Annotated in this window: 21 protein-coding genes; 15 read left to right on the top strand and 6 right to left on the bottom strand. The window is 31.1% G+C overall.

Annotated elements, in window-relative coordinates:
- Positions 1-85 precede the first annotated feature (85 nt).
- The gene (locus AC3ATN_RS01015; protein ID WP_487531339.1) at positions 86-499 is read right to left on the bottom strand and encodes a hotdog fold thioesterase; all 414 of its coding nucleotides are present in this window, start codon (positions 497-499) and stop codon (positions 86-88) included.
- Positions 500-543: 44 nt separating this feature from the next.
- Complete coding sequence (dnaK, locus tag AC3ATN_RS01010) at positions 544-2,454, bottom strand: molecular chaperone DnaK (RefSeq protein ID WP_487531337.1); 1,911 nt, start codon at positions 2,452-2,454, stop codon at positions 544-546.
- 160 nt (positions 2,455-2,614) lie between these two features.
- Here dnaK and panB point away from each other — a divergent pair, with 160 nt between their 5' ends.
- Entirely contained in the window at positions 2,615-3,433 is an 819-nt protein-coding gene (gene panB / locus AC3ATN_RS01005) for a 3-methyl-2-oxobutanoate hydroxymethyltransferase (protein WP_487531336.1), read from the top strand.
- A gap of 3 nt (positions 3,434-3,436) precedes the next feature.
- A complete protein-coding gene (locus AC3ATN_RS01000) occupies positions 3,437-4,123 on the top strand; it encodes an RluA family pseudouridine synthase (protein WP_487531335.1) in 687 nt (228 codons plus the stop codon).
- Here AC3ATN_RS01000 and AC3ATN_RS00995 read toward each other — a convergent pair.
- Positions 4,086-5,657 carry a hypothetical protein gene (locus AC3ATN_RS00995; protein WP_487531334.1) on the bottom strand — a complete coding sequence of 524 codons (1,572 nt, stop codon included), beginning with the start codon at positions 5,655-5,657 and terminating at the stop codon, positions 4,086-4,088. The two genes, AC3ATN_RS01000 and AC3ATN_RS00995, sit on opposite strands and share 38 nt — an antisense overlap.
- A gap of 143 nt (positions 5,658-5,800) precedes the next feature.
- Here AC3ATN_RS00995 and AC3ATN_RS00990 point away from each other — a divergent pair, with 143 nt between their 5' ends.
- Genes AC3ATN_RS00990 through leuB form a run of 5 tightly spaced genes read left to right on the top strand, consistent with a single transcriptional unit; the run spans position 5,801 to position 11,566 of the window.
- Positions 5,801-6,955 carry a 2-isopropylmalate synthase gene (locus AC3ATN_RS00990; RefSeq protein ID WP_487531333.1) on the top strand — a complete coding sequence of 385 codons (1,155 nt, stop codon included), beginning with the start codon at positions 5,801-5,803 and terminating at the stop codon, positions 6,953-6,955.
- Positions 6,956-6,958: 3 nt separating this feature from the next.
- The gene (gene leuC, locus AC3ATN_RS00985; protein ID WP_487531332.1) at positions 6,959-8,353 is read left to right on the top strand and encodes a 3-isopropylmalate dehydratase large subunit; all 1,395 of its coding nucleotides are present in this window, start codon (positions 6,959-6,961) and stop codon (positions 8,351-8,353) included.
- Between the two features lie 2 nt (positions 8,354-8,355).
- On the top strand, positions 8,356-8,952 hold the full coding sequence (gene leuD / locus AC3ATN_RS00980) for a 3-isopropylmalate dehydratase small subunit (RefSeq protein WP_487531331.1): 597 nt from the start codon (positions 8,356-8,358) through the stop codon (positions 8,950-8,952).
- A gap of 15 nt (positions 8,953-8,967) precedes the next feature.
- The gene (locus AC3ATN_RS00975; RefSeq protein ID WP_487531330.1) at positions 8,968-10,491 is read left to right on the top strand and encodes an alpha-isopropylmalate synthase regulatory domain-containing protein; all 1,524 of its coding nucleotides are present in this window, start codon (positions 8,968-8,970) and stop codon (positions 10,489-10,491) included.
- Between the two features lie 7 nt (positions 10,492-10,498).
- Positions 10,499-11,566: a 3-isopropylmalate dehydrogenase gene (leuB, locus tag AC3ATN_RS00970; protein ID WP_487531329.1), complete on the top strand. Its 1,068-nt coding sequence runs from the start codon at positions 10,499-10,501 to the stop codon at positions 11,564-11,566.
- A 4-nt stretch (positions 11,567-11,570) separates the two neighbouring features.
- On the opposite strand, the gene AC3ATN_RS00965 is transcribed toward leuB, so the two are convergent.
- The 3 genes from AC3ATN_RS00965 to AC3ATN_RS00955 all read right to left on the bottom strand — a co-directional run bounded on the left by AC3ATN_RS00965 (position 11,571) and on the right by AC3ATN_RS00955 (position 15,078).
- On the bottom strand, positions 11,571-11,906 hold the full coding sequence (locus AC3ATN_RS00965; RefSeq protein ID WP_487531328.1) for a tRNA-binding protein: 336 nt from the start codon (positions 11,904-11,906) through the stop codon (positions 11,571-11,573).
- Between the two features lies 1 nt (position 11,907).
- Positions 11,908-12,840, bottom strand: a complete 933-nt coding sequence (locus AC3ATN_RS00960; RefSeq protein WP_487531327.1) for a peptidylprolyl isomerase — start codon at positions 12,838-12,840, stop codon at positions 11,908-11,910.
- Between the two features lie 63 nt (positions 12,841-12,903).
- Positions 12,904-15,078: a RecQ family ATP-dependent DNA helicase gene (locus AC3ATN_RS00955; protein ID WP_487531326.1), complete on the bottom strand. Its 2,175-nt coding sequence runs from the start codon at positions 15,076-15,078 to the stop codon at positions 12,904-12,906.
- Here AC3ATN_RS00955 and AC3ATN_RS00950 point away from each other — a divergent pair.
- From AC3ATN_RS00950 to menD, 8 genes are all read left to right on the top strand, one after another.
- On the top strand, positions 15,027-16,136 hold the full coding sequence (locus AC3ATN_RS00950) for a KpsF/GutQ family sugar-phosphate isomerase (RefSeq protein WP_487531325.1): 1,110 nt from the start codon (positions 15,027-15,029) through the stop codon (positions 16,134-16,136). The two genes, AC3ATN_RS00955 and AC3ATN_RS00950, sit on opposite strands and share 52 nt — an antisense overlap.
- Positions 16,133-16,942 (top strand): twin-arginine translocase subunit TatC, encoded by an 810-nt coding sequence (tatC, locus tag AC3ATN_RS00945; RefSeq protein WP_487531323.1) that lies wholly within the window; start codon positions 16,133-16,135, stop codon positions 16,940-16,942. The genes AC3ATN_RS00950 and tatC overlap by 4 nt, the downstream gene beginning before the upstream one ends.
- 4 nt (positions 16,943-16,946) lie before the next feature.
- Positions 16,947-17,687 (top strand): LPS export ABC transporter ATP-binding protein, encoded by a 741-nt coding sequence (gene lptB / locus AC3ATN_RS00940; RefSeq protein ID WP_487531322.1) that lies wholly within the window; start codon positions 16,947-16,949, stop codon positions 17,685-17,687.
- Positions 17,687-18,091, top strand: a complete 405-nt coding sequence (locus AC3ATN_RS00935; protein WP_487531321.1) for a GNAT family N-acetyltransferase — start codon at positions 17,687-17,689, stop codon at positions 18,089-18,091. The genes lptB and AC3ATN_RS00935 overlap by 1 nt, the downstream gene beginning before the upstream one ends.
- A 1-nt stretch (position 18,092) precedes the next feature.
- The gene (gene glmS, locus AC3ATN_RS00930) at positions 18,093-19,940 is read left to right on the top strand and encodes a glutamine--fructose-6-phosphate transaminase (isomerizing) (protein WP_487531320.1); all 1,848 of its coding nucleotides are present in this window, start codon (positions 18,093-18,095) and stop codon (positions 19,938-19,940) included.
- A 2-nt stretch (positions 19,941-19,942) separates the two neighbouring features.
- Positions 19,943-20,662: a bifunctional demethylmenaquinone methyltransferase/2-methoxy-6-polyprenyl-1,4-benzoquinol methylase UbiE gene (ubiE, locus tag AC3ATN_RS00925; RefSeq protein ID WP_487531319.1), complete on the top strand. Its 720-nt coding sequence runs from the start codon at positions 19,943-19,945 to the stop codon at positions 20,660-20,662.
- 13 nt (positions 20,663-20,675) lie between these two features.
- Complete coding sequence (locus AC3ATN_RS00920) at positions 20,676-21,716, top strand: isochorismate synthase (protein WP_487531318.1); 1,041 nt, start codon at positions 20,676-20,678, stop codon at positions 21,714-21,716.
- 40 nt (positions 21,717-21,756) lie between these two features.
- Positions 21,757-23,292: 2-succinyl-5-enolpyruvyl-6-hydroxy-3-cyclohexene-1-carboxylic-acid synthase (menD, locus tag AC3ATN_RS00915; protein ID WP_487531317.1), on the top strand; the 1,536-nt coding region annotated here is incomplete at its 3' end.

The following is a 23,292-nucleotide window of genomic DNA, read 5'->3' as shown; positions in this document are numbered from 1 at the left end:
TTTGCAAGATAGTTATTTTTTTTACGGAAATAAGATTTACAAATACAAAGACAAAGCAGCATTTAGTATGTAAATTGGGGAGAAATTAAATTTTTTTTCTAGAGTAGGTTGTTAGTTTACATATTGATATTAAATCATTTTGTTCGTTTGTTACTCTAATTTCCCACAATTGAATAGTTTTACCCTTATTGACAGGTCTTGCAGTTGCATAAACATAACCACTAGAAATAGATTTTAGATGATTAGCAGAAATTTCAATACCCCGAACAGTTCGCTTAGAATCCTTATTTAAAATAAAGGCAGCTGAACTCCCTACAGTCTCAGCTAGAGCAACAGTAGCTCCACCGTGGAGAATACCATCTGGTTGATAAACCTTTGAAGTAACTGGCATCTTTGCAGTAACAAAATCTTCACCAAAATCTACAAACTGAATATCTAAAGTTTGCATTAGAGTATTTGCGTTGGAATTGAAAATTTTTAACAAGTTATCTTTATCCATAATAAAAAACACAACCCTGCAAATGCAAGGCTGTAAATTAAATGCTACTTAACCTCTTCAAAATCAACATCTTGAACATCGTCACCACCAGTATCTGAGTTAGACTTAGGATCAGCTTTTGTGGAACCAGATCCGTCTTTTTGAGCTGCCTCAGCTTGAGCCTTATACATTTCTTCTGATGCATTTTTCCAAGCTTCATTTAGTTTATCTAGCTCAGGTTCAATTAATTTCAAATCTTTTGTTTCATATGCTTTTTTGAGATCGGACAAAGCAGTTTCAACTAACTTTTTCTTGTCATCTGAAATTTTATCTCCAAATTCAGAAAGCTGTTTTTCAGTTTGAAAGATTAGTTGATCCGCACTATTCATCTTATCAACCTTGTCTTTTGCTTTTTTATCAGACTCAGCATTAGCCTCAGCTTCTTGCTTCATTTTTTTAATTTCATCTTCTGTTAGACCTGAAGATGCTTCAATTCTAATATCCTGACTTTTTCCAGAAGCCTTATCTTGAGCACTAACCTTAATTATTCCGTTTGCATCAATATCAAATGTTACTTCAATTTGAGGAGTTCCACGGGGAGCCGGAGGAATTCCATCTAAGTGAAAACGTCCTATGGTCTTATTGTCTGAAGCCATGGATCTTTCACCCTGGAGTACATGAATTTCAACTGAAGGTTGATTATCAGCTGCAGTTGAAAAAACTTGAGATTTTTTACTTGGAATTGTAGTGTTTGATTCAATTAATTTAGTCATTACACTTCCCATAGTTTCAATACCTAATGAAAGAGGTGTGACATCTAAAAGAAGTACATCTTTTACATCTCCAGACAATACACCACCTTGAATAGCGGCACCAATTGCAACTACCTCATCTGGATTTACACCCTTTGAAGGTTTTTTGCCAAAAAACCCTTCTACTTCCTCTTGTATAACAGGAATTCTAGTAGATCCTCCAACTAAGATAACTTCATCTATATCAGATTTAGATAATCCAGCATCATCAAGTGCTTTTTTAACTGGACTCATTGAACGTTTTACTAATTTATCTGATAATTGTTGGAATTTAGCCCTGGTCAAACTTGTTACTAAGTGTTTTGGACCACTATCAGTAGCTGTTACATAGGGTAAATTAATTTCTGTTTGAGTTGATGATGATAATTCAATTTTTGCTTTTTCAGCTGCTTCTTTCAAACGTTGAAGTGCCATAGGATCTTTTCGGAGATCTATTTTCTCAGCAGCCATAAAATCATCAGCTAAAAAGTTAATAATTACTTTGTCAAAATCATCACCACCTAAATGCGTATCTCCATTGGTGGACAATACTTCAAAGACTCCATCACCAAGTTCTAAGATTGAAATATCAAATGTACCACCACCCAAATCATAAACTGCAATTTTTCTATCAGAACCTCCCTTATCTAATCCATAGGCCAAAGCGGCTGCTGTTGGTTCGTTAATTATTCTCTGGACTTTAAGACCTGCTATTTCACCAGCTTCTTTTGTTGCTTGCCTTTGAGCATCATTAAAATAAGCAGGAACTGTTATTACAGCTTCAGAAACACTTTGACCCAAATAATCCTCAGCTGTTTTTTTCATTTTCTGCAAGGTCATTGCGGAAAGCTCTTGCGGAGTGTATAGTCTTCCATCAATGTCTACTCTAGGAGTATCATTATCTCCTTTCACAACTTTGTAAGCTGTAGTACTTAAATCATTTTTAGAATCTGAGAATTTATTTCCCATGAAACGCTTAATTGATGAAATAGTTTTTGTTGGATTTGTAACTGCCTGTCTTTTAGCTGGATCACCAACTTTAATTTCACCACCTTCTACAAAAGCAATTACAGAAGGTGTTGTTCTTTTTCCTTCTGCATTGGGAATTACAACTGGCTCATTTCCTTCCATTACAGATACACATGAGTTGGTTGTTCCTAAATCGATTCCTATTATTTTACTCATTTCTAATGATTTTTAATATTTACAAATTATATTCAAGCTTTATGCCAATAAAAATTATGTGACATCTTGTCATTTTAAAAAACTCAATTATTAAAGGTTTTAGGATGATAAAACAATCTTTTTATAAAAAAGATCTTAATTTTACTTATAAACAATAAAGATGTCAATATCAAAAAAACAATATTCGCGGATAACAACCAATAGTTTATTGGAAATGAAACTTAATGGTGAAAGAATTGCCATGTTAACAGCTTATGATTTTACTCTAGCTGGAATTGTTGATAGAGCTGGAATAGATATTATTTTAGTTGGTGATTCTGCATCAAATGTTATGGCAGGTCATGAAACAACTCTTCCAATCACTTTAGATCAAATGATTTATCATGCAGCTTCAGTAGTAAGAGGTTCCAAAAGAGCTCTAGTTGTTGTAGACCTTCCTTTTGGTACATATCAAGCAGATTCTAAAGAGGCACTTCGTTCCGCTATAAAAATAATGAAAGAATCCGGAGCGCATGCAGTAAAATTAGAGGGAGGAAAAATGGCAAAAGATTCAATTGAAAGAATACTTCAAGCAGGTATTCCAGTAATGGGACATTTGGGGTTAACTCCTCAATCAATATATAAGTTTGGCACTTATACTGTTAGAGCAAAAGAAGAAAAAGAAGCAGAAGAATTAATGGAGGATGCGAAATTACTTGAAGAAATCGGTTGCTTTAGTATTGTTTTGGAAAAAATTCCTTCAGATCTTGCGGAGAAAGTTGCAAAAAATCTTGCTACTCCAGTCATTGGTATTGGGGCTGGAAATAATGTTGATGGCCAAGTTTTAGTTTTACATGATATGCTAGGTATGACAAAAGAGTTTAACCCCAGGTTTCTTAGAAGATATCTAAATCTTGATAAAGAGATTTCTGACGCTGTAAAGTCCTACTCAATAGACGTTAAGTCTGGACACTTCCCCAACAAGAATGAGCAATATTAAACAGTGAGTTTTAATTCAGAAGATGTTTTATTTGAAGATAATCATTTGATTATAATTAACAAGAGATCAGGTATTCTTGTTCAGGGTGACAAGACTGGCGATAAAACTCTTCTTCAAAATACAAAAGAGTTTTTGAAAAAAAAATATAATAAACCAGGTGATGCCTTTTTGGGTTTAATTCATCGGCTTGATAGACCAACTAGTGGGGTGGTTATTTTTGCAAAAACTTCAAAAGCGCTAACAAGACTAAACTTACTTTTTAAAGAAAAAAAAATAAATAAAATTTATCTAGCCATTACAGAAAAATCTGAAGTAAAAACGTCTGGCAAGTTAGAAAATTGGATAATTAAAAATTCAAAACAAAATAAGTCTTACATACGCCAAAAAAAAACAACAGGAAGTAAATTAGCAAAACTTGAATATAATCTAATTAAGGAATTGAAAAACTATTTACTTATGGAAATTAATTTAGAAACAGGAAGACATCATCAAATTAGAGCTCAACTTTCAGAAATAGGTTTTACGATCAAAGGAGATTTAAAATATGGAAGTAAAAGAAGTAATAAAGATGGTAGTATTGATCTTCACGCATATGAAATTAATTTTGATCATCCAGTGAATAAAAAGCTTGTGAGAATAAAAGCTCCTGTCCCTAAAAGAGAGCCCTGGAACTCTTTTCTTTTCGATTAAATTGATCAGCTTTTTCTCTAATAATTTCTCCTATTGGCCTATTGTAAATATTACTCTCCAACCATGACAAAATGTCTAAATAAAGAAACGATCTTCTTTCATAAGGATCTTTTTCATATTTTTTCAACTCTTTATGTAAATCTTTAAAGGCTTGTTTTAAATCCTGAGGATAAATATCTCCAAGTTTTTTGACAAAACGAATCATAGCTTTCTGAACTTCATGAAGATCGTTCATTTTGATAAGAAATTTGTAAGTGTCTCTTAGATGTGAATCCAAATGATAGTCAAAACCTGCCTCGTAATGAGCAACTAGATTTAATACTCTAGTGAAACACAACAAATCTTCACGCATTTTCAAATGCTTATTCGATATTATTCGATTTAAATAAAGTATACAATTTTCATAATCGTTTAAGCCAAAATATGAACATGCAATTTTATAATAAAAAATCATAATATGATGAGGGTCAATTCGAGTTTTGTATTTGTCAATACTTATCAAAACCTCAGGAACAATACTTTTAGCTTTATCAAAATGGCCTTGATAGTTGAAATGATTGAATAAATTATTGTACTTATATAAAAAACATAGTGTTTGTAGATTTTCATTATCGGGAAAATCAATATCTTTTGTTTGACTTATCATTTTATCAAGAGTGGATACAAACTTTATGGGATATTTGATTAATGTCAAAGACTCTAATAAATAATTATTACCCTTTAAATAAAAAACAGGGTGAATACATATCATATTGGTGTTTTTCTCAAACATTTCAACCCATTTAAGTGAGTATTTATAACTGGATAAAAAATCTTGAATTAAAAAACTATACCATACGTGGGCCTTAAGATACCAGAGCTTTTCCCTAAAAGCTAAGGCATCTTTATCAACTTTAGGAAGTCTTTCGTAAAAAAACTTTGTAATATCTCTAAATTCATCATCACTTTTTGCATAACCTGTCTTAATGAGCTTTTCATATAATTGAAGTGAAAGATTTGAAAGTTTACTTGCAATATCATTTTGATTTATAAGATCATCAGCTTGAGAAACTAATTCGTGAGTTCTATTACTAAGACTTCTAGTTATATATTGAGATTCAATTACTTTTTCGAGTTCAACAATTTCATATGCAGTATATTTTTCTTCATTTACCAAAGCTAAATTTTTTGACTTTTCAAGTAACTTAAGACTTTGTTTGTAAAGACCTTTTTGATATAAAATAGTAGCAAAATCTAATTGCTCTCTTATTTGTAGTCTAATATTTTTATTGGCTGGATTTAATCTTAAACTAATTAATATTTGTTTATATAAGTGGGCCTTTAAATTTGAAAGTTGCTGTTTAGTAACAATTTCTTTTTTTAAAATTAGCTTTTCGTCATATTTATCATTTTTTTCTAATAAATTAAAAAGATTTAAAAACTTTGAATCAAAATTTGAACCCATTCTATTAACAAAGAGCTTGAACTGTCTTTTTTCAGATTTTGTTAATGATTTGATTAAAATAAATAAATGTTCTTTTTGGTCTTTAGTCATTGTAATGAAAAAAAATTTAAAATGCTGTATATGAGTAATTTATATTCCAAATAAAATACTCGAGTATTGTAATGATTTTATTGAATTATTATAATATAAACTTACAAAATTTATTTTCGTATGTACTTATAATAATTTATAAAATGGCCAATGATATTGTACATATTTTTGATACAACACTTCGTGATGGGGAACAGGTGCCTGGCTGTAAACTTAACACTAAGAACAAACTAATAATTGCCGAACAACTTGAAGCTTTAGGAGTAAACATTATTGAGGCTGGTTTTCCAATTTCAAGTCCTGGAGATTTCAGATCTGTAGTGGAAATAAGTAAGCTAATTAAAAACACTATTGTCTGTGGATTATCAAGGGCTGTGAAAAAAGATATTGATGTTGCAGCAGACGCACTAAGATTCGCAAAATTACCCAGAATTCACACTGGAATTGGAACTTCACCAATGCATATTAAGTATAAATTCAAATCTAACAAAGAAAAAATTATACTAAGAGCTACAGAAGCGGTATCATATGCAAAATCGAAGGTAGAAGACATAGAATTTTACGCAGAAGATGCAGGTAGAACAGATAACGAGTTTTTAGCTAAAATTTGTGAAGCAGTAATAAAAGCTGGAGCAACGGTATTAAATATTCCAGACACCACAGGCTATTGTCTCCCTGACGAATATGGAGATAAAATTAAATATTTAAAAGAAAATGTAAAGGGAATTGAAAAAGCTACAATTTCTTGTCATTGCCACAATGACCTGGGTTTAGCGACTGCCAATTCAATATCCGGTGCATTAAATGGAGCAAGACAAATTGAATGCACTATTAATGGGATTGGTGAAAGAGCTGGTAACACTTCTTTAGAGGAGGTAGTTATGATTATGCGACAACACCCAAAGTTAAATATTGACACCTCAATAAATAGTAAGTTGTTATTTGGGATTAGTCAGTTAGTATCAGAAAATATGGCAATGCCAGTTCAGCCAAATAAAGCAATTGTTGGGGCTAATGCCTTTGCTCACAGCTCTGGGATTCACCAAGATGGTGTAATTAAGCATAGAGAAACTTACGAAATAATTGACCCTAAAGATGTTGGGGTGAATGAATCAACAATATCATTAACAGCAAGATCCGGAAGGGCTGCATTAGCATATAGAGCTAAAATTATAGGAATTGAACTTGACAAACAACAACTTGATAAGGTTTATGAAACGTTTCTTACTTTTGCTGACATAAATAAAGAAGTCAGTGATAAAGATATACCAGAAATTGTTGAAAAATCTAAATTGTAATTAATGCCAAAAACACTCTTTGATAAAGTTTGGGATTCTCATGTTGTCAAACATGTTGATGACGGACCTGATGTGCTATTTATTGACAGACACATGACTCATGAAGTCACAAGCCCTGTTGCATTTTTAGGGCTTGAAAAAAGAGGATTACCAGTTTTGTACCCTGGTAAAACATTTGCTACAGCAGACCACAATACACCTACTACTAATCAACATTTACCAATTAAAGATCCATTATCAGCCAATCAACTAGAGGCCTTAGAAAAAAACTGTTCGAAACATGGTATTCCATTCTGGGGGTTGGGACATGAAAAAAATGGCATTGTTCACGTTATTGGTCCTGAATACGGGATAACAGTTCCAGGAGCAACAATAGTCTGTGGGGATTCTCACACATCAACACACGGAGCTTTTGGAGCAGTTGCCTTCGGTATTGGCACATCTGAGGTTGAAATGGTTCTTTCGACCCAATGTATTATGCAACTGAAACCAAAAAAAATGAGAATTAATATAAAAGGGGATTTAGGTAAGGCTGTAACTCCTAAAGATATAGCTCTTTTTATTATTGCAAAACTAACAACATCAGGAGCAACTGGTTTTTTTGTAGAATATTCTGGAAGCGTTTTTACAAAGATGTCTATGGAGGGAAGAATGACTGTTTGTAATTTAAGTATTGAAATGGGAGCAAGAGGGGGAATGATTGCTCCTGATGAAAAAACATTTCATTACATAAAAAATCGTGAATTTACTCCAAAAAATAAATCATGGGAAAATGCAATGGATTATTGGCAAACTCTTTACTCTGATGAAGACTCTGTTTTTGATAAAGAATATTATTTCGACGCAGGTGAAATTGAACCGATGATTACATACGGTACAAACCCAGGCATGGGTATGTCAATAACAAAAGGTATTCCCATGGCTAACTCAATTAAAGGGGGTCAAACTACTTATAGAAAGTCATTAGACTATATGGGTTACAAAGAAGGAGATAACATGATCGGTAAACCGGTAGATTTTGTTTTTCTTGGAAGCTGCACTAATGGAAGAATTGAAGACTTTAGAGCATTTGCTCAAATAGTAAAAGGAAAGAAAAAAGCAAGTAATGTTACTGCTTGGCTAGTTCCAGGTTCTCATAAAGTTTTGGCCTCTATAAAAGAGGAGGGTATATTAGATATTCTTAATAATTCTGGATTTGAGCTTCGTGAGCCAGGATGTTCCGCTTGCCTAGCTATGAATGATGATAAAGTTCCCTTTGGTAAATATGCTGTGAGCACATCAAACAGAAACTTTGAAGGACGTCAAGGGCCAGGCTCAAGAACACTTTTAGCTAGCCCATTAGTAGCTGCTGCTGCCGCAATTACAGGAAAAGTAACAGACCCAAGAACTTTATTTTAATTATGGGATACGAAAAATTTAATATACTTACTAGTACAGCAGTCCCTCTCCAAATCGAAAATGTAGATACAGACCAAATAATCCCTGCTAGATTTTTAAAAGCTACGGAAAGAGTTGGTTTTGGTGATAATCTTTTTAGAGACTGGAGATACAATCAAGATCAATCACCCAAAGATGATTTTGTTTTAAATAATAATACTTATAGTGGTAAAATATTGGTAGGTGGAAAAAACTTTGGGTCTGGATCATCTAGAGAACACGCGGCTTGGGCAATATACGATTATGGCTTTCGATGTGTAGTTTCAAGTTTTTTTGCTGATATTTTTAGAAATAACTGTTTAAATATAGGCGTACTTCCTGTTCAGGTTTCATCTGATTTATTAGCTACTATTTTCAAAGAAATTGAAATCAATCCAAAAACAGAATTTAAAGTTAATCTAGACAAGCAAAATATAACAATTGTTAAATCTGGTGAATCTGAATTTTTTGAAATAAACTCTTATAAAAAAGATAATATGTTAAACGGATATGACGATATAGATTATCTGATTAACATTAAAGAAAAAATTAGCAATTTTGCTAAAAATACTCCACTTTAAAATTCAATTTTTACTTTGAATACGACTCGAAATATTGAAATATTAGACACTACCCTTCGTGATGGTGAGCAAACATCAGGTGTTTCCTTTTCTCCATCAGAAAAACTTTCATTATCAAAATTACTCCTAAAGGAGTTAAAGGTTGATAGAATTGAAGTTGCTTCAGCACGTGTCTCAAAAGGAGAGTTAGATGCCGTGAAGCAAATTAATGAATGGTCCAAAGAAAATGGATTTCAGGATAAAGTTGAAATTCTTACTTTTGTTGACAAGGGCCTATCGCTTGAATGGTTAATTAATTCTGGTGCAAAAGTTCAAAATCTATTAACTAAAGGTTCATTAAACCATCTAAAACATCAACTAAAACTATCACCCGATCAGCATTTTCAAAATATTGAAAATAATTTAGTTGAAGCAAAAAAAATTGGAATTATATCAAATGTATATCTTGAAGACTGGAGTAATGGTATGAAAACATCTCTTGATTATGTTTTAGATTTTTTAGATTTTTTAGTTACTCAACCTTTAAAAAGAATTTTGCTACCGGACACACTTGGTATTTTAACTCCTTCTGAAACTAAACAATACTTATCCAAAATAATTAAACGATATCCAAAACAACATTTTGACTTTCATGGCCATAATGATTATGATCTAGGTGTTGCAAATACTCTAGAGGCAGTCAAATCAGGAGTACATGGATTACATCTTACTGTTAACGGAATGGGTGAAAGGGCCGGAAATGCTTCATTAGCAAGTGTAATTTCAGTTCTAAACGATTTTGTTCCAAATGTTAAAACAAATATTAAAGAAAAGTCCTTATACAAGGTTAGCCAAATAGTATCGACTTTCACTGGCTTCAGAATCCCAGCAAACAAACCTATTGTTGGAGCCAATGTTTTTACCCAAACTGCTGGAATTCATGCTGATGGCGATAGTAAAAATAATTTATATCACAATAATCTTCTACCTGAGCGTTTTGGAAGAAAAAGGTCATATGCATTAGGAAAAACTTCTGGTAAAGCCAATGTTCTTAAAAACCTTCAAGAACTCGGTTTAACATTAAATGAAAATGATATAAAAAAAGTAACAGAACGAATTATTCAACTGGGAGATAAAAAACAGAAAGTGACAACGGATGATCTTCCATACATTATTTCAGATGTATTAAATACAAAAAATTTAAAAAAAAATGTCTCTGTTAAATCTTACGTTTTGACTCATGCTAAAGGTTTAAATCCAACCACATCAGTATCTATAGAGATTGATGGAGAAATTTTAGAGGAAAACTCGTCAGGTGATGGACAATTTGACGCTTTTATGAAGGCGATTCAAAAGATTTATAAGCGAAAAAAAATTATTTTACCAAAACTAATTGATTATGCTGTTCACATTCCACCAGGAAGTAACTCTGATGCTCTGTGTGAAACAAGTATAACATGGAGGACACAAAATAATCGAGAATTTATTACTCGTGGACTTGATTCAGACCAGACAGTTTCTGCAATAGTTGCCACAGAAAAAATGTTAAATACCTTATAATTATTAAATGAAATTAGAAATTGCTCTTTTAGCTGGAGATGGAGTTGGTCCAGAAGTTACAAATGAAGCTGTAAAAGTATCCAATGCCATAGCTCAAAAATTCCAACATGAAATTAAATGGAATCCAGCACTTACAGGTGCTGCTGCCATAGAATCTATTGGAGATCCTTATCCTGAAAATACTCATAATATATGTTTATCATCAGATGCAGTTCTTTTTGGAGCTATTGGACTTCCAAAGTTTGACAATGATCCCTCTGCCAAAATTAGACCTGAAGAAGGTCTTTTAAGGATGAGAAAGAAATTAGGCTTATATGCAAATGTGAGACCCACATTTACCTTTCCATCATTAATTGATAAATCTCCATTAAAAAAAGAACGAATAGAAGGTACTGATTTAGTTTTTTTACGTGAATTAACTGGAGGTATCTATTTTGGAGAAAAGGGACGAAAAGATAATGGGAATATTGCCTTTGATACCTGTACATACAGTAGAGAGGAGATTATTCGTCTAGCAAGAAAAGGTTTTGAATTGGCTATGAAAAGGTCAAAACGTTTATGCAGTGTAGACAAAGCAAATGTGATGGAAAGTTCAAGATTGTGGAGAGAAACTGTTCAAAGCCTAGAAAAAGAATATCCTGAGGTAAAAGTTTCACATGAACTAGTCGATGCAGTAGCTATGAGGTTAGTTCAATGGCCCAATACATATGATGTTTTAATTACAGAAAATCTATTTGGTGATGTGTTAACTGATGAAGCATCTGTAATCTCAGGATCTATGGGGCTAATGCCTTCAGCATCTATTGGTAACGGAAATGCTTTATACGAGCCAATTCACGGCTCCTACCCTCAGGCAACTGGAAAAAATATTGCTAACCCACTAGCAACTATTCTATCAGCAGCAATGATGTTTGAAATGAGTTTCAATTTGATTGAAGAGGGAAGTTTAATCCGAAGTATTGTAAACAAATCATTAGATAAAGGAATCGTAACTGAAGATCTATCAAATGGTGAAAAATCATACAAAACTTCAGAAGTTGGAGATTTTATAGTTGAGAATATTTTAAATAGTTAAGTATCTAAGTAACTATGATTCCGTTTTGAGAATTAAAATTGGTATGCAATAATGATACCCCGCTTTTAGTACTTACTCCCAATATAAGGCATTGACTTATAAAATTTGATATTTGTTTATGACCAACGTTTACAATAGCTATTATTTGCCTTCCAACAAGATCATCAGTTTTATATAACTCTGTTATTTGAGCCGACGATCTCAATTTCCCTAATGAACCAAAGTCAATAACTATTTGATACGCTGGTTTTTTTGCACTTTCAAAATTTACAACGCTAGTTATAGTTCCAATTCTAATATCTACAGAATCAAAGTCTTCAAACTCAATTAACTCACTCAAACTATGATATTTTAATTAACTCAACTTCAAAGATAAGAGTAGCATCTGGAGGAATTACTCCTCCAGCTCCTTGACTTCCATATGCTAAATTACTTGGAATTACAAATTTAGCATAAGAACCTTCAGTAATCATGCTAATTCCTTCATCCCAACCTGGAATTACTTGTCCAACACCAATAGAGAAATCAATAGGTTGATTTCTATCGTAAGAGGAATCAAATACGGTACCGTCTAATAACATCCCTTTATAATGAACAGATACACTATCTCCTTTTTTAGGTCTATTATCATTACCCTCTTTTGTGATTTTATAATAAAGACCTGAAGAAGTAACTTCCATCCCAGATATATGATCTCCAAGTTTATCTTTTGAAGATTCATTTTCCAATTTATTAAATTCATCTTTTTTATTTGAAAAATTTTCGAATGCCATTGAAGCATTCCATTTTTCGGCATCATCTCCAATTCTTATAATATCAATATTATTTAAAATATCACCCTGTTTAATCTGGTTAACTATCTCCTGACCTTCAACAACATTACCGAAAACAGTATGTTTACCGTCAAGCCAACCTGTAGGTATATGGGTTATGAAAAATTGACTTCCATTTGTTCCAGGACCTGCATTTGCCATAGACAAAATACCCGGTACATCATGTTTCAAGTCATCTACAAATTCATCAGCAAATTGATATCCTGGACCACCAACACCAGTTCCCATAGGACATCCACATTGAATCATGAAGTCAGGAATTACCCTATGGAATTTGAGACCGTCATAGTATGATTCACCATTTTTTTTGAAGTCATTTTTAATCTTGCCCTCAATCAAACCAACAAAATTACCAACAGTTCCTGGGGTTAATAAATAAGTCAGATTGACAACAATAGAACCCCTTGAGGTATTAAATTTTGCATATAAACCGTCTTTCATATTATTATTTTTTTAAAAATTCAAATATAAGTATTGGATTACTAATAAAAACCTAATTGATAACTAATTTGCTACTTCAGACAAAAATTTAATTCTATAAAGTTTAATTTCATCTTCTTCATAATCATCTTCAAAATAATTTAAAGCTTTTTGAATATTATCTGAGTCAGCTTCAATAAAATACTCGTATCGTTCCTCCTGAGAATCTTCATCTAAAATTTCATCTATCCAATAATTAATATTAAGCTTGGTTCCAGAATTTACAATTGTTTCCATTTCAATAATTAATTGATCCATAGACATTCTTTTGGCAGAAGCTATATCATCTAGAGGTAGCTTACGATCTATATTTTGAATCAAATAGAGCTTTATAGTAGAGTTAGAACCTGTACTTTTAAAAATTAAATCATCTGGTCTCGTTATATCATTTTCACTTACGTAATCATTTATTAATTTTAAAAAAGGAGCACCATAGCGCTTTGCTTTACCTTCTCCAACTCCTGTAATATTAATTAGCTCAGGTAGCTCAAAGGGGAACTTTAAAGCCATTTCTTCTATTGAGTTTTCTTGAAATATAACGTATGGAGGAATATTATTCTCGTTTGCAATTTTTTTTCTTAAGTGTTTTAAAATTTTAACAAGGTTTTGATCACTAGCGTTAGTTGATTTAATCGATTTAACCGAACTATAGTCGTGATCCAAAGTCATCATATAATTTTGAGGAGATGACAAGTATATGCGTCCTTTATTGGAGATTTTTAATACTCCGTATGTTTCGATATCTTTTATTAAAAACCCTGAAATTATAGCTTGTCGAATTAAGGCTATCCAAAAACTTTCATCCTTATAATTTCCATTTCCAAAAAATGCCTTTTGATGGGTTTTATGCGAAACTATTAATGCATTTGACTTACCCGACAAAACTTTTACCAATTCCTTAGACTTGTATTTTTCTTTTGTATCTCGAACAATATTAATTAAAATTAATAACTCTTTTTTAGCTTCTTTTTTGGGTTTTGGATTTCTGGAGTTATCGTCATTTTCAGCTCCGTCTCCATTCAACGGATCAAAATCTTCCCCGAAGTAATGAAGGATAAATTGCCTTCTAGAAATTGAAGTTTCCGCATATGAAGCCATTTCATTTAGTAAGGCATAACCTATTTCTTGTTCTGCAAGAGGTTTTCCTGACATAAATTTTTCAAGTTTTTCAATATCCTTGTATGCGTAAAATGCTAAACAGTGCCCTTCTCCCCCATCTCTTCCAGCTCTCCCTGTCTCTTGATAATAGCTTTCAAGACTTTTAGGTATGTCATTGTGAATTACAAATCTAACGTCTGGTTTGTCAATCCCCATTCCAAAAGCAATTGTTGCCACAATTATATCACAATCTTCATTAATAAATTTATCCTGATTTATTATTCTTGTTTTAGAATCTAAACCTGCATGATACGGGAGAGCATTGATTTTATTTACTTGCAATACCTGAGATAACTGCTCAACCCTTTTTCTTGATAAGCAGTATATAATTCCAGATTTTCCATTATTATTTTTTATAAATCTAATTATGTCAATATCTACATTATCAGTTTTTGATCTAACTTCATAAAAAAGGTTAGGTCTATTAAAAGATGCTTTAAAAACCTTAGCCCCTTTAATCTTTAAATTCTTCATTATATCTTCTTGAACTTTTGGGGTTGCAGTTGCTGTTAAAGCAATTATTGTAGAATTATTTTTTATTTTATTAATAATACTACTTAAATTTCTGTAGTCAGGACGGAAATCATGACCCCATTCTGATATACAGTGAGCTTCATCAATGGCAAAGAATGAAATTTGAATTTGTTTTAAAAAGGATACTGTATTTTCTTTAGTTAATGATTCCGGAGCAACATAAAGTAATTTGGTGTGACCATTTTTAATATCACTTTTTACTGTTTCAATTGCATTTTTACTCAAGGATGAATTCAAAACATGAGCAATACTATCATTTGAGGAAACTCCTCTTATAGAATCAACCTGATTTTTCATTAAAGCAATCAGAGGAGAGATTACAATTGCTGTTCCTGGCCTAATAAGTGCGGGTAATTGATAGCATAAAGATTTACCTCCCCCAGTAGGCATAATTACAAAAGAATCTTTTTCATCAAGGAGATTTTGAATTACAGACTTTTGCAAACCTTTAAATTGTGAAAACCCAAAATATAATTTTAACTTTTTCTCTAACTCTTCTCCTTTCATCTAGAACGATGCTTTATCATAAAATAGCTACATTTGCATTATTATTAAATATACAATTTTCTTTTCAAAAATTTAAAAATAAATTCAATTTGACATCAAAAGAAAAAATCATTGAAAGAGGTAAAATTACTCTTAGACTCGAAGCCGAGGCTATTCAAAATCTAATCATAAGTATAGATGATAATTTTTGTGAAATTATTGAATGCTTAAATAAAACCAAAGGAAGAATAGTAATCACTGGTATTGGAAAAAGTGGAGTTATTGGAATGAAAATTGTAGCTACTTTAAATTCAACTGGAACTCCATCTATATTCATGCATGCTGCTGACGCAATTCATGGAGATTTAGGAATAATCCAAAAAAATGATGCTGTAATTTGCATTTCTAAAAGCGGAAACTCTCCTGAAATTAAAGCCTTAGTTCCATTTCTAAAACAAGAAAAAAATCTTTTAATTGGGATGACTTCAGTTCCAGAATCTTTTTTAGCTCAAAATGCAGATTTAAATCTCATCACACCTATAAAAAAAGAAGCTTGTCCAAATAATCTTGCACCAACGACAAGCACAAGTGTCCAGCTAGCAATGGGAGATGCTTTATCCATGTGCCTATTAGAACTAAATAAATTTGACGCGAAAGATTTTGCAAAATATCATCCAGGAGGCAGTTTAGGTAAAATGTTGTTTCAAACTACTAGAGACTTAATCCAATCAGATTCTCCTCCAATTGTCAATACAAATGATCCAGTAAAAAAAGTAATAAATGAAATAACATCAAAAAGGCTGGGCGCAACTGCGGTAACGAAAGATAATAATATTATAGGTATCATTACCGACGGTGATATTAGAAGAATGCTAGAAACATATGATAATATTAGTAATTTATTAGCGTCAGATATCATGACTAAAAGCCCTATTTGTGTTCAGCACAATGTTTTAGCCACTGATTCTATTAAATTAATGAATAAAAACAAGATTAATCATCTAATTGTTATTAAAGAGACGAAGTTAATTGGTGTTGTTAATATTTTAGATTTTATAAAAGAAGGAATTGGTCAATGAAGGATCCTAATCAAATGTCATTTTTAGATCATCTAGAAGAGTTACGATGGCATCTTATCCGTTCTGCATTATCAATTCTAATCTTTGGAATTATCGCTTTTATGTTTAAAGATTTTATATTTAACACTCTATTATTTGGCCCAAAAAGTACTGATTTTATAACATACAGATGGTTTTGCGACATAAGTCAATTAATTGGTCAAGGAAATAGTTTTTGTATTCAAGAAATGCCTTTTAGAATTCAAAGCAGAACAATGGCTGGACAGTTTTCTGCTCATTTATGGACCTCAATTTTAGCTGGCTTTATTATTTCTTTTCCCTATGTACTTTATGAAATATGGAAATTTATAAGCCCTGGTCTCAATCAGAATGAAAGAAATAATGCTAGAGGTTTTATTTTCGTTGCTTCTGCCCTATTTTTTATTGGAGTACTTTTTGGTTATTACATTATTACACCACTATCAATAAATTTCCTTGGAAACTATACCGTAAGCAGTGAAGTTTTCAATGATTTTGATTTGGCAAGCTATATTGGTTTATTGCGAGCATCTGTTTTGTCTTCAGGATTAATTTTTGAACTTCCAATTATAATTTATTTTTTTACAAAAATTGGAATTGTTAGTCCTACGTTTTTGAAGAAAAATAGAAAATATGCATTAGTTATTTTGTTGAGTTTATCAGCCGTTATTACGCCTCCAGATATAGCAAGTCAAATTATAGTTTGTATTCCACTATTCATATTATATGAAGTAAGTATAATAATATCAAGATTTGTATACAAAAAACAAGAGCTAAATAAAATATAATTGAATGGAATTAAGAGCTGACAAAATAGAAAAATCTTATCGAGGTAAAAAAGTTGTAAAGGGAATTTCATTAAAAGTTAATCAAGGAGAAATTGTCGGTCTTCTTGGACCCAACGGAGCAGGTAAAACAACTTCCTTTTATATGATAGTTGGCCTTGTTAAACCAAACAAAGGAAGTATTTATTTAAATAATGAAGAAATTACAAGATTTCCAATGTACAAAAGAGCCCAAAATGGAATTGGATATCTTGCTCAAGAAGCTTCTGTTTTTAGAAAGCTTAGTGTAGAAAATAACATTTTAAGTGTTTTGCAAATGACTAACCTCAGTAAAAATGCGCAAATTGAAAAAACAGAATCTCTTCTGGAAGAGTTTGGATTAACACAAATAAGAAAAAATAGAGGTGATCTTCTATCTGGTGGAGAAAGAAGAAGAACTGAAATTGCAAGAGCTCTAGCAACTGATCCTAAATTTGTTTTATTAGATGAACCATTTGCAGGTGTTGACCCTATTGCCGTTGAAGATATCCAAAGAATTATAGCTCATTTAAGGGATAAAAATATAGGAATATTAATAACTGATCATAACGTCCAAGAGACCCTTGCTATTACAGATAAAACATATTTAATGTTTGAGGGAAATATAATGAAAGAGGGAACGCCCGAAGAGCTAGCTAAAGATGAAATGGTAAGAAAAGTTTATTTAGGCAAAAACTTTGAATTAAGAAAAAATAAAATCAAATTATAATGATTATAAAAATTCGTCCTGCAGTAAAAAATGATATTGCTGATATTTTATTTATTCTTAAAGACGCTTTTGGTTCTCCCACTTTTGTTACAACAAATGATGAGTATTTTGATGATATAAATATTTTAACTTTTGTTGGAGAATTTGAGGGTACCATAATTGGTACTGCAACTTTGCACATTATAAAAAAAATTAATAGAAAAGTAGGACTAATTGAAGATGTTGCAGTTATGCCATCATACAAAAAAAAGGGTTTTGGAAAATTATTGTTAGAACATCTGGTTAAATTAGCCAAATCAAAAGGAGTATACAAGACTATGTTAAACTCTGATTTGAAAAATGAGATATTCTATCATAAAATTGGATTTAGAACTGAACAAATACAATTAGTAAAACGCTACTAGAATGTGTGGGATAGTCGCTTACATAGGATTAAAAAATCCGATACCTATAATTATTGAAGGACTCCAACGCCTTGAATATAGGGGTTACGATAGTGCTGGATTATTTATTAGTAATGGAAAAACAAATAACACTATAAAGGTAGCTGGAAAAGTTTCTAAACTCAAAAAGGAGCTTCAAAAAAAACAAGATATAGAACCAACAATTGGAATGGGTCACACCAGATGGGCAACTCACGGAGAACCCAACAATATTAATGCTCATCCCCATAAATCAAACTCGAATGAACTAACACTGGTTCATAATGGTATTATTGAAAATTATGATATATTAAAAATAGAGTTGGTTAAACGTGGTTATAAATTTTATTCAGATACTGATTCTGAAGTTTTAGTTAATCTAATTGAGGATATACAAAAACAAGAAAAAGTAAAACTTGAAGAAGCTGTAAAAATAGCTCTAAATCAAGTAGTTGGGGCATACGGGGTTGTTGTTTTTGATAGTAAAAATCCAAATGAAATTATTTCTGCTAGATTAGGAAGTCCATTAGCAATCGGTGTAGGAGTTGAAGAATTTTTTGTTGGTTCTGACGCAACACCTTTCATAGAGTTCACACGAAATGTAATCTATTTAAAAGATTACGAAATGGCTATTCTTAAGAGAGATAAACCTATAAAAATTATTAATATTAATAATGATCAGATTGTAGATCCGTATATAAACGAATTAAAGTGGAATTTAGAAACTATTCAAAAAGGAGGATATGACCACTTTATGTTAAAAGAAATTTATGAACAACCTCATGCTATTAATAATGCGCTACGAGGAAGATTATTGACTAGTGAAGGAAAAATCCAAATTGGAAGCTTGAATGAACACAAAACAAAATTTTCAAAAGCAAAAAGAATTATTATAGTAGCATGTGGGACCTCATGGCATGCAGGTTTAGTTGGAGAGTATTTAATCGAAACGATTGCTCGACTACCAGTAGAAGTTGAATATGCATCGGAGTTTAGATATCGTAATCCCATTATTAATTCAGATGATATTGTGATTCCAATTTCTCAATCTGGAGAAACTGCAGATACTTTAGCTGCAATTAAAACTGCAAAAAAAAATGGTGCTTTTATTTATGGTATTTGTAACGTAGTTGGAAGTAGTGTCTCCAGAGAAACACATAGTGGGATGTATACCCCTGCAGGACCAGAAATTGGTGTTGCATCAACTAAAGCATTTACTACGCAAATTACTACTCTTATTTTATTGGCTTTAAAGATGGCTGAAATAAGAGGTACAATTTCTGATTCAGAGTTAAGAGCATTATATCTTGAATTAGAATGTGTTCCCGAAAAAATAAAAGAATTCTTAAATGACAATTTATCTGCTTTTGAAATTGCAAAGAAAATATACAACTGCTCTAATTGTCTTTTTCTAGGAAGAGGTTTTAACTTTCCAGTTGCTCTAGAAGGGGCGCTAAAGTTAAAAGAAATTTCATATGTTCATGCTGAGGGATATCCGGCTGCTGAAATGAAACACGGACCTATTGCATTAATCGATGAAAATATGCCTGTAATTGTAGTTGCAACAAAAAAGGGTAATTACGACAAAATAATTAGTAATATTCTGGAAATAAAATCACGAAAAGGTAAAATAATAGCCATAATTTCCAAGAGTGACACTATTGTAAAAAAAATAGCTGATTATACAATTGAAATTCCAGAATCTTCTGTGTATTTCACTCCTTTATTTAGCATTATTCCTCTTCAACTTTTATCGTACCATATTGCAGTTTTAAGAGGCTGTAACGTCGACCAACCAAGAAATCTTGCTAAATCTGTTACCGTAGAATAAATATGACTAAACCCAATAATTTATTAAATAGCTCAAAAAAAGTTCAAATTGAAAAAATGTTTGATTCAATTTCATTTGAATATGACTTTTTAAACCGACTTATTACTTTTGGAAGAGATGTGAGATGGAGAAGATTGATAGTATCAATTGCTAAAAAAAATAATCCAAAAAAGATTTTAGATATAGCAACTGGTACAGCTGATATTGCAATTGAACTTACAAAAATTATTGATTCAGAAATAATTGGAGTTGATTTATCTCAAAAAATGTTAAATGTTGGAAGAGAAAAGATTAAAAATAATAATTTATCAAAACAAATTATCTTAGAGTCAGGAGATGCTGAAAAACTTAGTTATGATAACGAGTTTTTTGATTTAATCACGATTGGTTTTGGAGTTAGAAATTTTGAAAACTTAGAAAAAGGTCTTTTAGAAAGTAATAGAGTACTTAAAAAAAACGGTGAGCTAATAATTTTAGAAACATCCGTTCCTGAAAATCCAGTCATAAAGTATTTTTACTTTTTATTCAGCAGAAAATTTATTCCATTACTTGGATCAATATTCTCAAAAGATAAGTTAGCATATAAATACCTTCAAAAGTCAGCTGAAAATTTTCCTTACGGAAAAGAATTTATATCAATTTTGAAAAAATGTGGATATAAAAATATAAGAGTAAAAAAATTAATGCTTGGTGCTACTTCTATATATATAGCTAAAAAGTAGATATCTTATTTTTATGATCTCAAATAAATTATATTTCGAAAAATTAAATTTTTATTTTAAAAACTGTCTACCCTTCTGTTCGTTCAGACCTCCAAATAAAAATATAGCTACCTGTTATTCATCTAAAACAACAGATATTCCAAAAATTAAAAACCCTAGAGGCTCTGGATTTATAATTTCATCATTTAACACCGAAAAAGGAAGCTATTTGATTCCACCAGATACTGTAATATCTACAAAAATATTAAAGTTAAAAACACATGAATATGTTAAATCCAATAAAAAAGAAACGAATTTAAACAAGCATAAAAAAGATTACATTGATGCTGTTTCGGATATCATAGATAGAATATCAAAATCAGAATTAGTTAAAATGGTTTATTCTAGATCATTTGAATTTGAATTAGAATCCCATAATGTTTTCGATGTTTACAAAAATATTTTGAATTTATATCCCAGTGCATATTGTTATTTATTCTTCCATCCAAGTGAAGGTTTCTGGATGGGAGCTAGTCCTGAAACCTTATTGGAAATAAATAAAACAAAAATTTCAACAATGGCTTTGGCAGGTACAAAAAAAATAAATGATTCAAATTGGGGGCATAAAGAGTTGAATGAGCAAAAGATTGTTCAAGAAGAGATTAAGAAAAACCTTACTCCACTTTGTAATAATTTGAATTTTCAAAAAACTAAATCATCAAATGCAGGAGACATAAAACATTTAAAAACCATAATAACTGGAAACACAAATAAATCTCCTAGAGAAATAATTAACAAACTCCATCCTACTCCTGCAACAGCAGGAGTTCCTCTAGACAAAGCATTATCAAATATCTTTTTGAAAGAAAAGCATGATCGATCATTTTATGCAGGATATTTAGGTATAATTGATGATTATGATTGTGAATTATATGTAAATCTTAGATCAATGAATATCTCAAATAATATTGTAAAAGTTTTTGTAGGTGGAGGAATCACATCAGATAGTGAACCTGAAAACGAATGGGAAGAAATCGTTCAAAAATCACAAACTATGTTAAAAGTGATTTTTTAACAAATAAATTAATTCATTTGTTACATTTGTTATTTGAATTATGTTTCCAAATATTCCATCTGCACAAACAACAATTCTTACATGTATTAAACTAGGAATAACAGATATAGTTATTTCACCCGGCTCAAGAAATATTCCTCTAGCTTTTGGCTATGCTTCAAATAGTTTTTTTAACTGCTTCAGCATAGTGGATGAAAGATCTGCTGGTTTTTTTGCATTAGGAATTTCTCAAAAAAGTAAAAAACCAACTATTTTATTATGTACATCCGGATCAGCACTTCTAAATTACTCTCCAGCTATTGCTGAAGCTTTTTACAGCGACATCCCTTTAATAGTTATTTCAGCTGATCGTCCTGAGTACAAAATTAATATCGGAGACGGTCAGACCATAAATCAAAATAATGTTTTTGGTGATCATATATTAGATTCACTATCCTTGAAGCAAGATGTGATTCATGAAACTAAAAGTATACTTAATAGCAACAAACAAAAATTAATAAAAGATAATTTTGATAACACTTATTTGAATAATTTACAATTAGATATTCAAAATTCTAATGAAAAGTTTTTACATGAGATTTTATCCAGGTCTATTTACAATAAAAAACCAGTTCATGTAAATATTCCATTTGAAGAACCACTATCTGAATTTAGTCCCAAAGCTTCTGTTGAAATATCTAAGAAAAAGATAATATTATCAAAAAAAATTGAAGACACTGAAGAAATAGAAGCCTCAATTAAAAAATCAACTAGAATATTGGTTTTAATTGGATGCTTAAACCCAAATACTCTTTCTAAAGGTTCGATTGATAACTTAGCTAATGCAAATAATATAATTGTTTTAACAGAATCAACTTCCAATTTACATCACGAACATTTTATTAAGAATATTGATAAAATAATTGCTCCCATTGAAATTTCAAATAATAGGAAATTAGTTTTTGAAATACTTAAACCTGATTTAATATTAACTATTGGAGGGATGGTTATTTCAAAAAAAATAAAGCAATTTCTCAGAGAATACTCTCAGAAAAAACATTTTCATATAGGGAATAACAGTGCAAAAGATACTTTTTATTGTGGGGTGAAACACATTAAAATAGATCCTGATTTATTCTTTAAAAAAATCATATTTAACAAAACAAAATCAAACTTCAGAAATACGTGGTTAGAAATATTAAATAGAAGAAGAATTCATCATGAAAAATATATTAATGAGATTCCCTTTACTGATTTACTTGTTTTTTCAGTACTATCACAAAAAATTCCTCAAGAATATATTATTCAAATAGCTAACAGTTCACCAGTTCGATACTTACAACTTTTTGAAAATTTTAAACATACTACATATTGTAATAGAGGAACAAGTGGCATAGACGGAAGCACTTCTACTGCTGTTGGATATTCTGTGATGAGTAAAAATCCAATACTACTAATTACAGGAGATTTAAGTTTTTTTTATGATAAAAATGGTATCTGGAATAATTATATTAATTCTAATTTTAGAATTATCCTCATAAATAATGGTGGTGGAGGTATTTTTAAGATACTACCTGATTATAATAAAAGCTCTATA

This window comes from Candidatus Marivariicella sp., from assembly GCF_983056325.1.
The sequence above is the reverse complement of the archived record's forward strand: the minus strand, read 5'-3'. Positions and strand labels throughout refer to the sequence as shown.